Genomic DNA, 12,708 nt, shown 5'->3' on the forward strand with positions numbered 1-12,708 from the left:
CAAAATACAGGAGCGTCAAATGTCCCGTCTCGCAGAATTCCGTGCCCTTGAGCAACAGCTCGCCGCTCAACTGGCTGAGCTCGAAACCCTGAAAAATGATGACGGCCTGAAACGCGAAATCGAATTCGAGCAGAAGCTTCGCAACCTGTTGGGCGAGTACGGCTACAGCCTGCGCAACGTCATCGCCATCCTTGACCCCCAAGCCTCGCGCCGTGCTCCTGCTGCCACAGAATCGAAGACAGGCACTCGCAAGCCACGCGACGTCAAGATCTACAAAAACCCGAACTCCGGTGAGCTGATCGAGACCAAAGGCGGCAACCACCGCCAGTTGAAAGAATGGAAAAACGAATTCGGCGCTGACGTTGTCGAGTCGTGGCGCACTCAGTAAGATCAGTTTGAGTACAAACGGGCCCTGCGGGGCCCTTTTGCTTTGGGGGATTTTGTTAGTGGAAGATCAAGTATTTCAGGATTTCCAGGAGCTGGTAGTCCTGGCCGGACGCCCGATTCTCGTTGACCCAGCGTCGAGTACGTCTGACCTGGTTGCAGCCGGGCAGCAGGCCGGCCTGTCCACCCGAACAGTCATCGAAGGCCTGGGCAAGGCCGGAGCGCTCGGAAGCCAGTCCCCTAGCCACTTGGAGTTGAACCGGCTGATTGTCTACAAGAACGTGTCCGAGCGAGCGTCGAAGTACCGTGCAGACCCCACCGACGCATCTTGGATGCCGCTCAGCCAGGCCAAAACACCAGAGACCAGGGAATCCCTGAAAGCGAGCATGTCGCGTTTCGCACCTGTCATCGACGGTATGTACCAGGAGCAACACCGACTGATTGAGGCTGAGTACCCTGGTTACCTCGCGACACTCGGTGATCCAATGATCCACCCCGATGTGCAGTTCCAGCTCCAGGTTTCGCTTAACCAGCTTGTAAGTCGCTTCCGTGATGCTGTCGAGCATGTGATGGCGACCGCATGGGTTCCAGGGCATATCCGGGGCTTCCCTGAGGGCTGCTGCGGGACTATTTCCGAGCTGTTGGGAGAGCATCTAAACAGCTTGGATATTGGCGAATTCAACTACGTATGCGGTGAGAAGCGGGGTGGGGCAACTCACGCTTGGTTGGAGGTGTATGGCCTGGTTGTCGATATCACAGCTGATCAGTTTTCAGGTAGGCCGGCTGTCTATGTCGCTCCGCAAGATGCCTGGTATCGCGCTTGGAAAGTTAGATCGAACCGATTTGCCGTTCACGAGCCATCCTCACATTACTACGGAGACGAAAGCCGGTTCCTCGACCAAGTCCTGGAGCACATGCAGGTGCTGAGCAGCTCAACTGGCTGACCAGGCAGGCTGGCAGTATGATGTCAGTTTGAGTGCAAATGGGCCCTGCGGGGCCCTTTCTTATGGAGATATGGATGTTCGGTTTCTTGAGGGATCGCAGGGAGCTCTGGCTGTTCATTGGCGCCTGGATTGCCTTTGTCCTACTACTCGCAGTCAAGATCAAGTTCGATGTTCCCGATGGGATGAAGGCCTGGCCCAGCCTCATTGCCGCGCTGCAGTCGGATGCTTTTGAAGACATTTCTGGCGACCTGCTCATCGGCCTGATCTCTGCATATTTCTTTTATCTCGTCATTGAGCTATTTCCTAGGCGTAGAACTGAGCAAAAAACAAAGGGAATTCTTAGCACCCTACTTTCTTCGCTTGTAGAAACGTTCCTGCACGATAGGATCACAGCCCACGCCGAACCACTCGGGAAGTTTCATGAGCTGCGAACAGAAGAGATCGATGCATCTAAGTTACTTCTGAAGAATAAGCCGGACTTGCGACAGTTTCTATCACTAACATTCATTGCAAAATGGGGCTACCCGAAGTTCTCTAACTCACTTCAGTTGGCAGTATCACTTGGGGTGGATCACGCCAGAGTGTGGATGGACTTAACGGACTGTGTGGCAAGAATAAAGGAACATGGAGAGCGTGCAGATCGAACAGAATTGCTGGGACAGTTGGTAGACATTATCAACCTAGTTGGTAAGCCGGAAATCGATGACAGCGTAGAAGATGATGCATTCATGTGGGTGTGTATGATGCGCGATGATATGAAAAAGTTTTTAGCTCTAGCCGAAGAATGGCAAGCGCTGTGCCGCTGATCGGAAAGGATTGACTAAAAGTGAAAAAGATTGATTCGTCCAAGCTTAAAAAAGGCGACATAATCCTCTCAACATCCGTGGAGTTCCAAAGCAAAATAATCAAATTCTTCACTAATAGCGATATATCTCACGCCATGATATGTGTTGCTAACAGCTCAGTGATGGACTCGACTGGTGAAGGTGTCCAGGCGAGAAATGTTGACAAGATGTTTTATGACGACAGCTGTGCAATCTATGCATATAGACTAAAACAAGCCATTTCACCTGAACAGATGCAGGGCGTAATTGACTATGTACGCAGCGAAAACGGAGCGCCATATACGTTAGCTGGGGCAATGAATTCAGTTATTCTTCCTGGCATGAAAGGCAACGGCATGCAGTATTGCTCTCGCCTTGTATCGAGAGCCTACGCAAGCCAGGGCATTATGTTCACTAAAAACCCTGATGCATGCACTCCCGCGCAGATTCAAAAATCAAATTTAGTGGAGCTGATTCCTGACGCGGTCGCTACTGTTACCCAAGAAGACATTGACTTGCTGTCACGACAGGGCGACACAACCATCCTCTTCAGAGAATCAACATCGAAACTAATGAGTGAACTGAAGAACATAGACTCGTCGGTCAGAGTCGTATCTGATATTCATACATCACTGCTGAAGAATCCCGAACTCGACGATTCTATTGCTTCTGCCCTAAAGCGCACTGGATATTTAAACTTCTGGGAGGTCGAAGTTTCAAGATTCCCATGGCGCTACGACCTCACGACAATGGCTCAGTTCTATCACTCGGGAGACGAAGTGCGTAAATCTGGCATCATAGACTACTGTGAATCTACACTGGAGCATGAGGCATGCGGAGATTTCGATCATTGGGGTAAGATGATGCTGGTATACCAAGACCTTGAAATCAGGACACATCTGCAAACATTCGCCCTATTCAAAAACCTGTACATGAAGCTCGCTTTTGGCCACCAAGAAAGGCTCAAGTGCGCCAGAACAATCCTAAAATTGTATGGACAGAAAAAACGTTAGGCCTTGTTGTCAAACTAGCCATCCCGGTTCACCAGGTCTTTGTATTGCTCTCTTGCTGCAATGATCTGATCGCGAATTTCTTCAGGGTCGATGCTCATGCAACCTCCAAGCGGGACTTGGAGGGTTTTGAGGGAGTTTGCGGCTAAGATGAACTGCTCTTCATCGATCTCAGTTCTTGTTTTCGGTCGACGCGTGAAGAGCTTCATAGTCCTTTCTCCAGTCCGGAATCCACGACAAGTCAGCGTCTGGGCTAATCGACTTGAGGTTTTTTCTGACTAAGTCCTGCACAGACGGCTGCTCAAAGTTGAATTCAATGACCTCATAGAGTCGGCTTGCGATTTCCTTGCGGTCTTCAGCGTCGAATTGTTCCAGAGCCTTAAAGATAGAGGTGGCACTACTCCAACCTACCCGAACAAGATCAATGTAATTACTGGCGTAACTGTCAACGATATCCATGAGGCACCTTTATGAGTCTTAATGCTTGTATTATGCAAAAGGAGACTGCGCGGCGTATATATGGATATTTGATCAGTAGTGAACTTTGTTGCGATATAACCCTAAAACCCCTGAAAACACAGATGCGTATCCTGCAGCATACTCTTAAAATAATGTCCGCAGGTGCTTTGCTAACAAACCTAGAGCTGTACTGAACTTATGAATATTGATATATTGATGGCCTATTGCCAGGAAGGAAGTGTTCAGTGTCGATGTCAGGGAAGTCTATAGTTTTTGCTTTGCTTGCGGTCATGTCGACAGGCTCATCAGCAGTCAATCTGTACCAGTCTGGGTCGATTCCCGCACAGATGTTTGATGTCGTTAAGCCTGTTGTAGGGGGTACGGTTACCCCTGTTTTTCTGTTTGGTAATAATGCAGCTGAGCTTATGGCCTCCCTAGACCCTGAAGCGGTTAAAGAGGCAGGCATAGGTCAAGCAACGTTCGATTACTTTGTATCTAAGCTCATACCTGACTCTCAAGTGCACGGCGTTGTGGGTTACGCCATAGGCGGCTTTAGTGTTCCTGGTAACGAGTCTGTAAGCCGAACATGTGCAATTGTCATGGCTTCGCACAATCAGATGCAGACGACAACTACGATGTTCCACGAAGCTGTTCATTGTAAGAATTTCACTGAAATGCGGATTGACCGCAAAGCTTGGGATCTCGCTGTGTCGATGAACAGGCCCGAGCTTGGCATGAGCAACAATCAGTTCTTGTCACTGTTTCATGAAGTGCTCGCGGCTTATATTCAAGTAGCTTACAACTCCAACCTTGGCGTCAAAGACGGGCTTGGGATGGTAATGAGAGCTGCACAGCCGGATAAAAACACAGCCACGTCGATTGGTTTCCGGACAGCCCGAATTGCCCTAAAGATGTGTGAGGTGAAGGACGCCTGCTCGACGTATGCGCCCGATGTCGTGCGAATGTTGAAGTCAAACACATACGCTAGGGCGCAGATGATGCTTGATCTCAAAGAACTGTCTGATGCAGCAAAGGCGTCTGGCTACGTCGTCGAAAACCACTGACTGACTGTCCAGGAGAATGCCTTGGCGTCATCGAGCGCTCGATGCCCCTTGCGCACAGGAAGTCGCTTAAATATCTCAGACGCAGCTTCACGACCCGCAAATGCCTCGATGGGTTTGACTTCAAACGTGGGGTCGATGCCAGCGGCTTCGTACAGGACATCGAGCCAGTAGCAGTCTGCGGGGTTGTCGGAGCAGAGGATTTTGCCGTCAAACAGGCGGTTCATTTCCTGCGCGACTGCCAGGGGTGTCTGGCCTTCGCTGATGAGCTGCTCACGGGTGATCTGATGCATGTCCTGCGCGTCGTGGCTCCAATGATCCCAATACCTGGCGGGCTGGATTAGGGTCTGGTACTCGCCGCCAGGGAACACGACCGCTACTTCGATTGGGTAACTGTCTGGGGCAATCCCAGAAGCCTCGAAGTCGATGAAGTATGCAGGGATATCAGTCATGCGCTGACGGGTTCCGAGGCCTGGACTGCACCTGCTGACGACCATCTTCGCAGATGAAGTACACGCGATTCGGCGACCACACCTGCCGCTTGTAGACCCAACTGTCGTCTTTTGAGCGGAAAGCAGTGACGTCGCTAGCGTTGACCATCTCTTGCAGCTCATAGCCAATGAAGTCATGCACGCAGTCGTCGAATGTCACACCAGGCTCCCGCTTCGCGATAGCTTCTGCAAAGTAGTCTCGAATCGACATGTCGACGCCGTCATAAACCCAGTCAAAACTCATTCACCCCTCCAGCGCTGCCCTGGCATCGATCTGATCGAGTGAGTGTACGTAATCGACCGGAATCTCGTAAGCCACGCCCTGCGGCAGCTCGTGCTCAGACAGCAGGACAAGTGGCAGGCGCTCAGTCCATGGTCTCGCTAGTTCGCCCTGCAAGGCTCTGTCGTCAAACCTGATGATCGAGGTGCCGGTGATCTCAGCGAGCTGGCATTCCGCTCTCATTGTCAGATGCGCTCGGTGTAATGGAGACCCCAGTTCTACTTAGTAATGTCCGGGTCTGCAGTAGGGGCAGAGTTAGGCGCTATCACTCGAACCATCCAAGCTGGATAATTGTAACTCAAAGCTAAAGTAGCCTCGAAAACACTCGCGTATATCGGCCTGGCTTTTGCCCCAAGCGGGAAGGACTTCAGAGTAAATGTACTTGCCGTTACTGGTGCGAACTGCAGTGAAGCGTTGCAATAGTTCTGTTGGCTTTCCATTGCAGTCAAAGGAGTGGTAAGGCTCTCCAGGAATAATCTGTACATGAGGGTTCAGGGAAAAGCTGTTCTTCAGCATGGGTACTCTCTTATTTTTATTGTCGTCCACTTAGCTATTCTGACAGTGAGCAATATGTCGCGCAACGAGGCTGAATAAATATTTGCAACTGTTAAAGCTCAAAAGTTAGAATACCCATATATAAGAAGAGCCCAAGCTCTCGGGAAGTGATATGCAGACAGTTAAAATCCTAAACCTCACCCCTGAAACTGAAGAGATTTGCGCAATTCGATTGGTCGGTGGATTTGACTCAAAGCGCAAGCACTACCCGGCTAGTGACCTATCTAACTTTGATAGCAATAAGATCTTCGATGAAATCAATGAGTATCACAGCCCGGAGCACGCCAGTGCGATCAAGGGGTTTGAGCGAAAAGTAATCTGCGCCTTGGTGATGGCGGAGGATTTGATTTTTGATGGGGTTAGGTATGTTTTTGACGTGAAAAGTTTTACTGAGCCAGAGAGTCTGAAATGGCTGGCTCTGGGCGTAATGGCACAGATCATCGAAGAATAATAAAAAGGAGAGCGACGATGAGTAAATTTGTAGATCAGTTCGATATGTACATGCAGGCGCATGAAGCTTTCAAGGGCGGAAAGAATGCCGAAGGCCTGAAGGCAACACTCTTCCTTCTTGCGAATGGGATCGTTAAGCCCAACGCCAGGGAGCTGTATGAGTTATGGGAGTCCTCGGTTTATGGTGGTCGTGGTTCAGATGAACTGTTTCTCACGATGCTCGACCTGGGAATGATCCCGGACATCTTAAAAGATGCTAAGGCAGGCAAGTTCGACATTCTCAGCGAGTTCGTAGAGCGAGTCGACAGGCTCGATCAAGATACGAAATACACAATCCTGAAGGCTATTTAAGATAGTCAAGAATTATTTGCACAAAATCCCCCAAGCCATTTTTTATGATATTATGGCTGTACAACATAAAACAATAATAAGAATCCTTGGGGGATTTAATCAATGTTGAAGCAGCACAATGGTCTTGTCGTTTTCAAAGCTTACGGTGAAGAAGAAGGCAGTCCAGAGCCAGGGGCTCAAGTACCAATCCACGAAACTCCAGAATTCCAAGAAACTCTCAAAGCCGAAGTCGCAAAAGCACTCGCTGCTGAAACTGGCGGTTTGAAGTCAAAGAACTCTGAGATTCTCGCTGAGAAGAAGAAAGTTCAGGATCAATTGAATGCGATCCTGGCGCAGGCAGAAGATGCTGAAGATCAGGCTGCACTCAAATCCGGTAAGCTGGATGTTCAGGGGCTTCTTGATAAGCGCTTGAATGCTAACAACCAAACCTGGCAAGAAAAACTTCAGGCCGAGCAGTCAGAGAAAGAAGAACTGCGTAAGGCTGTTGAGGCTGAGAAAGGTCGACTGAAGCAATTTCAGATCAACCAGCACTTTGGAAACGAGGCGCTGAAAAATGAATTCTTTCATCCCGCCGCTCTCAACGACCTTATCAACCTCGCTGCTAGAATGTGGCAACTGACAGATGATGGGCAGCCAATTTGTCGGGATCAGCACGGTAACGTCACGATGGGGAAATCTGGTCGTGCGCTCACGCCAAAGGAATGGGTCGCAGACCTGGCGGAATCACATCCTCACTACTTCAAACAAATGCCAGGTAGCGGTGGTAAGCAAGGTGGTGGAAGCGGCTCGAATACAATGCCATTGGCTGAGTTCCAGATGAAGCTTCTTAAAGCCAACCCAAAAGAAAAGGCTGAAATTCTCGCAAAGTATAATCGCGGAGAAATTGTTGCTGTTTGATATTCTGCAATGCGACAACCGGATGCTCACCTGGAGCATCCGTAAAATATACCCACAATAAAAATAATAATAGGTATGCAAATGACTCAAAGCCTTGTTGTATTTAGGGCGTTCGGTAACGATTTTTCAAAAATCCAAACTGAAGCCTATCTGCCCCAACTGCTAGCTCGCATGGATGAGCGCATCCCTCTTGCAAGATTGGTAACAATCAACACTGCGGATGAGGCAAAGAAAAAGGGGGAAGTTCTTACCATCCCCAAGCCGCAGTACATTGAAGACGTTAAATATCAGACTAATGCGCCTTCCACTCCTGAAGATCTTGAAGTCGATACAGTAGACCTGCGCCTGACTGAGCACATTTATCTTGAGCGTGCTATTTCTGATAGAGAGTACGCTGGCACCATTCCTGGGTATGCCCCAGATTCTCTGTTGGCCATGGCAGATGCTGCGGGCAGGAATATCAACAAAGCGCTCATGAAGCAGTACAAGAAAATCGGTAATATTTCCGGTTTGCTTGATTCAGCCAACGAACGAAGTAAATACGACATGATTCTGGCCCGCCAGAATATGAATAAACTCAAGATCTGGGATAATCGAAATCTCATTTTGTCGAACGAGACTGCAGGTGAGCTGATCAAAGTTTTCACTGCTGGTAGCGATGCAAAGGCTGAGACTGAAGGTAACCTTGGCCGCAAATACAGCTTTGACACGTATGAAGATAACGTAGTTGGAATCCACGAAGCAGGCACTGCTGCACAAGATAAATCACTTACGCTCGCTGTCGCAAGCGCTGTAGGCGCAACTCTGCTCGTTATTAAAGGGGCCACCCCTGGAGCTACATTCAACGAAGGTGACTCCATTAGTGTCGCAGGAACTAGACAAACTTTCGCGGTCAGCGCAACTGTTGATGCTGATGGGGCCGGTAATGTTTCGGTCTACGTTACTGAGCCAACCAAGTCAGTAATTCAGGCTGGCACAGCTGTCAAAGTCGCTGGTGACCACCGTCAGGATCTGGCTTTCCACCCTTCCGCAATCACCATCGCATTCCGTCAGCTTGAGCCAGTTGCGAACCCTGGCAATGCAACCATTTCTACTATGGCTCACCCTGAGACTGGGCTGCCGCTGCGTGTTACAAGCTGGTGGAACCCAACCACGTTCATGACTCACACCAAGATCGACTGCCTGTTTGGTGTCGTTGTGACTGCGAGTGAGCGGGCTCAGCGCTTCGGCGGACACTGATACACCGGGCTCCCCGGAGCCCACTCGCAACACTAAAGCCCTCGTTCGCTTCCCGGCAGCGGGGGCTTTCCACTTTCAGGAGCTCGGAATGAGTGAAGTAACAGCAACAATTGAGCGAAACGGCGCAGTCCTGCCAATCGTTACCCCCGGAATCTCTCGCGGCAAAGTAGGCCTGACACAAGGCAACGCATTCACGAGCCAGGTCATCCAGGGCCAAGCGGTATACGTATTCTGCAAATCCCTGATCCACCTTGCTGAAGGCACCTCTGTCACTGACTCAGACGCGCCAATCGATGCCCGTGGCGGCTGCTATTTGAATGCAAACAGGGGCAAGCAGATCAGCGTCAGGCTGTTGGCTGGGGAAGATCCAGCGACCGTCTGGATTCATGAAGTGAGATGAGTCGATGAATATTCTGGGTCGGAATCTCCTATCGCTCACTGTTTACCACCTGCGCCGTGTCGTGCGCCTAGTGATCGGCTCTCCGGTGATCGACGACATCGTTGTTAATCCTGATGGATCGGTGACTGTCGGCGGTAGTGGCGGCACGCCTGGGGACACCATTGTCATTACGTTCCCTGATGGGTCGGTTGGGACTGGTGTTGTCGGCAACGGTGGTGGGTGGACTGTGACGTCGCCTGGTGCTGTGACGCCTGTGCCGGGTGCGCCAGATCTAATCATCGATCAGGTTCCTACACCTGATAAACCTAGTGTCCCGGAGCCAGGCGAAGTGAAGCCAGGAGACGGTGGTGGGACTGTCGTTGGAGGTGGCGGTGCGAATCCTGGTGATGACGTAGAAGTAACTCTGCCTGGTGGTGAGACAGGTTCCGGCGAAGCTGGAGAAGATGGTAACTGGGAAGTTGAGTTTCCTGATGTTCCGCACAACCCAGATCTTGATCCTGGCGACGTCGGTGTCATCACTAATCCTAAGCCAGGTGAGCCTGTAGTCGATGACGTGACGCCAAACCCGGACGGCTCAGTGACTGTTGGTGGTGGTGGAGCGAATCCAGGTGATCAGATCACAGTTACTTTTCCTGATGGGAGCACGGGCACGGGCGTGGCGGACGATAACGGGGACTGGTCTGTCGTATCCCCAGGTGCGCAAGATCCCGGAACCAAGCCAGGCGATGTGGCGGTGGACGCCAAGCCAGATCCAATGTCGGGCTCGATATCCGCACCTGACGCGATCTACGCAGACCTTGCGGGCCTTGAGTTCGTGGAAGTCGACGACGCAGGCCGCTATATCGCGTGGGAGCAATTCATTAAGCAGATCAAGAAAATAATCGGCGTCGATACTGAGCCTGGCACCACAGCTAGTCTTGGTTACCTCGGCGGCTATGTAAAAGGCATCGTTAAATTCGGTAGTGCTTACTTAGCTACATTTGATCAAAAAACACTGATATTTGAGGACGAGCAAGACCTAGCAAGCAACACGCCGCGAACAGTTGAAAAGAATTACCTGCACAACGGATATTGTGGCGCCTTCAAAACATTACACACTGCTTATTATCTTCGACTAGATGGCGGTCGAAATAGGCTGGTGCGATTCGACGGCGTTGATACTAACCTCGTATTTGATGTTATCAATGACAACGTGCCAGACATTGTGAGTTTCGGAGAAGAAGACTGGCTATATAATTCTGACTTCTCTCTCTCGCATCTTATCAACCCGGTCACCCTCGAAATCACTGCAGGCCCGACATTCGACGACATCCGTGTCAACACAGGGCGGTACTCAGGATGGGCAACATCGGGCGCTGGTCGAACGTTCGTCACAGCTACATCAATAGCTACAAACTACGCTGGAGTATATGAGATCCATGTCGGCGGCACTCACGAGCTAATAGTCCAAAGCCCAGGGGAAATCACTGCGGGCGACCAGTATCTCTACGTCAAAAACGGCACATCAATCACAATAATGAATCTGGAAGATGGTTCATCTAAGGAGACAATCGTCGACTCAGCCCTTCTGGAAGGTTATTCAAGGGGTGATTTCGCAATCTTTAGAAACGATGCAGCATCGAGATCTGTGACAGTTACTTACGATGGTGGCATCACATTCACAGATGTTTTCGTAACAGAAAATGATGCGAGCCTGATGCAGATAGATATCGAAGATGACAAGCTAATCCTCACCAGAAACTACAGAGAGTTTGATCTACTCGAATATCAACTCATCGAAGAGTGATACAATATCCACATAACAAGATTTGCATTCAAAGCAAACAGGATTTCAAATGACTACTAATAAGAAACGCCCCAGTGACTTAGAGAGCGTGTGGGACGGAAATCAAAACGCCGCACTACATGTTCATCGCCCTGGTAATTCGCAAAAAGCTACGATTAAACAGATCGTGGATGCAGCAGTTACTCTGAGTGATAAAACAGCTGATATCGAAGCTGCAACTACTTTGGCGCAACAAGCAAAGGATCAAGTTGCTCTTGTTGCCGAAGATCTAGACAAGCTTGATGATCGTGTTGCCATTCTTGAAAGCAAACCTTCAGGTGGGTCATCTGCGCTGCCTGGAAGATACGAAGTCGGGTCATACTGCATTGCTCGTGATGTAACTGCCGGAACCAGGACTGGTGATTATTACGAAGCTGCGCCAGGAACTGGGATTACTATGATGGCTCTGGACGGTACTGCCGGAGTTGCGCCTGGAGTTGGCACTTGGCGACAGATGTCATGGAAAATTAATGGCGGCACAAACTATATAGCCAGGGCCACGATCTGGATGAGGATTGCGTGATGGACGTTAGAAACCCAAGGGTTAGTGGCAATGGCGGTTACGACTGCGAGATAAATCACCAAGTCTACGGCTGGATTCCCTTCTCCGCGCATCCTGACGACATCGTTGAGCTCGGACGCCAGGTGTACCAGGAAATCCTCGACAGCCAGCACGGCGAGATCGGAGCATTCGTAGCAAACGTGCTGACGAAAGAAGAAGTTGAGAGCCTGCGCAAAGCAGCATACGCAAACGAATTTACAGGCAGCGACAGGCTGTTCGCAGAAGCCCAGCGGATGCAGCTCATGAGCGAAGATGGCTGGGAGGCAGTGCGGGACGCAGCGATTGCGAGATTTGAAGAAATTAAGGCTGAGTATCCCTGGCCGACTTTGGAGGCAAACAATGAGTAAGAATGCAGTGTGGCTAGGCCTTGGAGAGGAACGGGTGCTGGTGGATGTTGGGAGTGTTGCTGAGGGCTATTGGCGGGGGCTAGGATTTGGTGAGCCAGGGGCTTCTCTGCCTGATGAACCTGTAGTTGCTGAGAAGCCTGTGCGAAAAGCGCGGGTGAAGAAGGTTGTCGAGGCCTCAGAGCCCTAAGTCTTCTTCGAGCTTCATGCCTCGCATATATCTTTCATCTGAAAAGATCTCCAGGGCTTTCAGTTTTACTGCCTCAGCGATGCCTGATATCGGTTGTCCACTGGCGATTTCATCAATCTGAAGCATTGTAGCGTGCTCAATAACTCTGTCGTAATTGTACTTGCCATGTTTTTTGAGTGCGACATGGAATGGGTTGTCCGGATTGAAGTTTTCTTTCTCTAGTACGCTTGCATAATCCGCACTCATGAACACTACCTCAATTTAAGTGTTACAATAAATAATAGACTCACATAATAATAAGAAGAAAGTCTAATGTCAATTTCTCAATATGTCACTGTGGAGGCCACAAAGCTTTCTCCTCCTGTTGCAGTCATAACGGCATCGATAAGCGGAATGTCTGTCGACGACTGGATTAAAGCACTCACTGTTTTATATCTTGTTT

18 protein-coding genes are annotated in these 12,708 nt (G+C 50.0%); 13 read left to right on the forward strand and 5 right to left on the reverse strand.

Annotated features, from left to right (window positions below):
* Positions 1 to 19: 19 nt before the first annotated feature.
* From ACO6VD_RS02330 to ACO6VD_RS02345, 4 genes are all read left to right on the forward strand, one after another.
* Complete coding sequence (locus ACO6VD_RS02330) at positions 20 to 388, forward strand: histone-like nucleoid-structuring protein, MvaT/MvaU family (RefSeq protein WP_422416752.1); 369 nt, start codon at positions 20 to 22, stop codon at positions 386 to 388.
* Positions 389 to 446: 58 nt separating this feature from the next.
* The gene (locus ACO6VD_RS02335; RefSeq protein WP_422416754.1) at positions 447 to 1,328 is read left to right on the forward strand and encodes a hypothetical protein; all 882 of its coding nucleotides are present in this window, start codon (positions 447 to 449) and stop codon (positions 1,326 to 1,328) included.
* 74 nt (positions 1,329 to 1,402) lie between these two features.
* Positions 1,403 to 2,134, forward strand: coding sequence for a hypothetical protein (locus tag ACO6VD_RS02340; protein ID WP_422416756.1), 732 nt, complete (start codon positions 1,403 to 1,405; stop codon positions 2,132 to 2,134).
* Positions 2,135 to 2,154: 20 nt separating this feature from the next.
* Positions 2,155 to 3,165 (forward strand): YiiX/YebB-like N1pC/P60 family cysteine hydrolase, encoded by a 1,011-nt coding sequence (locus ACO6VD_RS02345; RefSeq protein WP_422416757.1) that lies wholly within the window; start codon positions 2,155 to 2,157, stop codon positions 3,163 to 3,165.
* 168 nt (positions 3,166 to 3,333) lie between these two features.
* Here the strand turns inward: ACO6VD_RS02345 and ACO6VD_RS02350 are convergent, their stop codons facing one another.
* Entirely contained in the window at positions 3,334 to 3,621 is a 288-nt protein-coding gene (locus tag ACO6VD_RS02350) for a hypothetical protein (RefSeq protein ID WP_422416758.1), read from the reverse strand.
* 245 nt (positions 3,622 to 3,866) lie between these two features.
* Between ACO6VD_RS02350 and ACO6VD_RS02355 the strand changes: the two genes are divergently transcribed.
* Positions 3,867 to 4,685, forward strand: a complete 819-nt coding sequence (locus ACO6VD_RS02355) for a hypothetical protein (RefSeq protein WP_422416759.1) — start codon at positions 3,867 to 3,869, stop codon at positions 4,683 to 4,685.
* Here ACO6VD_RS02355 and ACO6VD_RS02360 read toward each other — a convergent pair.
* The 3 genes from ACO6VD_RS02360 to ACO6VD_RS02370 all read right to left on the reverse strand — a co-directional run bounded on the left by ACO6VD_RS02360 (position 4,664) and on the right by ACO6VD_RS02370 (position 5,969).
* On the reverse strand, positions 4,664 to 5,134 hold the full coding sequence (locus ACO6VD_RS02360; protein WP_422416761.1) for a hypothetical protein: 471 nt from the start codon (positions 5,132 to 5,134) through the stop codon (positions 4,664 to 4,666). The genes ACO6VD_RS02355 and ACO6VD_RS02360 overlap by 22 nt on opposite strands.
* Positions 5,127 to 5,417: a hypothetical protein gene (locus ACO6VD_RS02365; protein ID WP_422416762.1), complete on the reverse strand. Its 291-nt coding sequence runs from the start codon at positions 5,415 to 5,417 to the stop codon at positions 5,127 to 5,129. The genes ACO6VD_RS02360 and ACO6VD_RS02365 overlap by 8 nt, the downstream gene beginning before the upstream one ends.
* Before the next feature lie 291 nt (positions 5,418 to 5,708).
* Positions 5,709 to 5,969: a hypothetical protein gene (locus ACO6VD_RS02370; protein ID WP_422416763.1), complete on the reverse strand. Its 261-nt coding sequence runs from the start codon at positions 5,967 to 5,969 to the stop codon at positions 5,709 to 5,711.
* Positions 5,970 to 6,120: 151 nt separating this feature from the next.
* On the opposite strand from ACO6VD_RS02370, the gene ACO6VD_RS02375 reads away from it, so the two are divergent.
* From ACO6VD_RS02375 to ACO6VD_RS02410, 8 genes are all read left to right on the forward strand, one after another.
* Complete coding sequence (locus ACO6VD_RS02375; protein ID WP_422416764.1) at positions 6,121 to 6,459, forward strand: hypothetical protein; 339 nt, start codon at positions 6,121 to 6,123, stop codon at positions 6,457 to 6,459.
* A gap of 17 nt (positions 6,460 to 6,476) precedes the next feature.
* Positions 6,477 to 6,809: a hypothetical protein gene (locus ACO6VD_RS02380; RefSeq protein ID WP_422416765.1), complete on the forward strand. Its 333-nt coding sequence runs from the start codon at positions 6,477 to 6,479 to the stop codon at positions 6,807 to 6,809.
* A gap of 102 nt (positions 6,810 to 6,911) precedes the next feature.
* A complete protein-coding gene (locus tag ACO6VD_RS02385; RefSeq protein WP_422416766.1) occupies positions 6,912 to 7,706 on the forward strand; it encodes a hypothetical protein in 795 nt (264 codons plus the stop codon).
* A gap of 81 nt (positions 7,707 to 7,787) precedes the next feature.
* Positions 7,788 to 8,945: a hypothetical protein gene (locus ACO6VD_RS02390; protein ID WP_422416767.1), complete on the forward strand. Its 1,158-nt coding sequence runs from the start codon at positions 7,788 to 7,790 to the stop codon at positions 8,943 to 8,945.
* A gap of 88 nt (positions 8,946 to 9,033) precedes the next feature.
* Entirely contained in the window at positions 9,034 to 9,345 is a 312-nt protein-coding gene (locus ACO6VD_RS02395) for a hypothetical protein (RefSeq protein ID WP_422416768.1), read from the forward strand.
* Between the two features lie 4 nt (positions 9,346 to 9,349).
* Positions 9,350 to 11,131: a hypothetical protein gene (locus tag ACO6VD_RS02400; RefSeq protein WP_422416769.1), complete on the forward strand. Its 1,782-nt coding sequence runs from the start codon at positions 9,350 to 9,352 to the stop codon at positions 11,129 to 11,131.
* A gap of 49 nt (positions 11,132 to 11,180) precedes the next feature.
* Positions 11,181 to 11,693 (forward strand): hypothetical protein, encoded by a 513-nt coding sequence (locus ACO6VD_RS02405; protein ID WP_422416770.1) that lies wholly within the window; start codon positions 11,181 to 11,183, stop codon positions 11,691 to 11,693.
* Entirely contained in the window at positions 11,693 to 12,079 is a 387-nt protein-coding gene (locus ACO6VD_RS02410; RefSeq protein ID WP_422416771.1) for a hypothetical protein, read from the forward strand. The genes ACO6VD_RS02405 and ACO6VD_RS02410 overlap by 1 nt, the downstream gene beginning before the upstream one ends.
* A gap of 175 nt (positions 12,080 to 12,254) precedes the next feature.
* On the opposite strand, the gene ACO6VD_RS02415 is transcribed toward ACO6VD_RS02410, so the two are convergent.
* Complete coding sequence (locus tag ACO6VD_RS02415; protein WP_422416772.1) at positions 12,255 to 12,512, reverse strand: hypothetical protein; 258 nt, start codon at positions 12,510 to 12,512, stop codon at positions 12,255 to 12,257.
* Between the last annotated feature and the right edge of the window lie 196 nt (positions 12,513 to 12,708).

Origin of the sequence: Pseudomonas sp. GZD-222 (assembly GCF_049310525.1) — a bacterium.
Lineage (GTDB): Bacteria > Pseudomonadota > Gammaproteobacteria > Pseudomonadales > Pseudomonadaceae > Aquipseudomonas.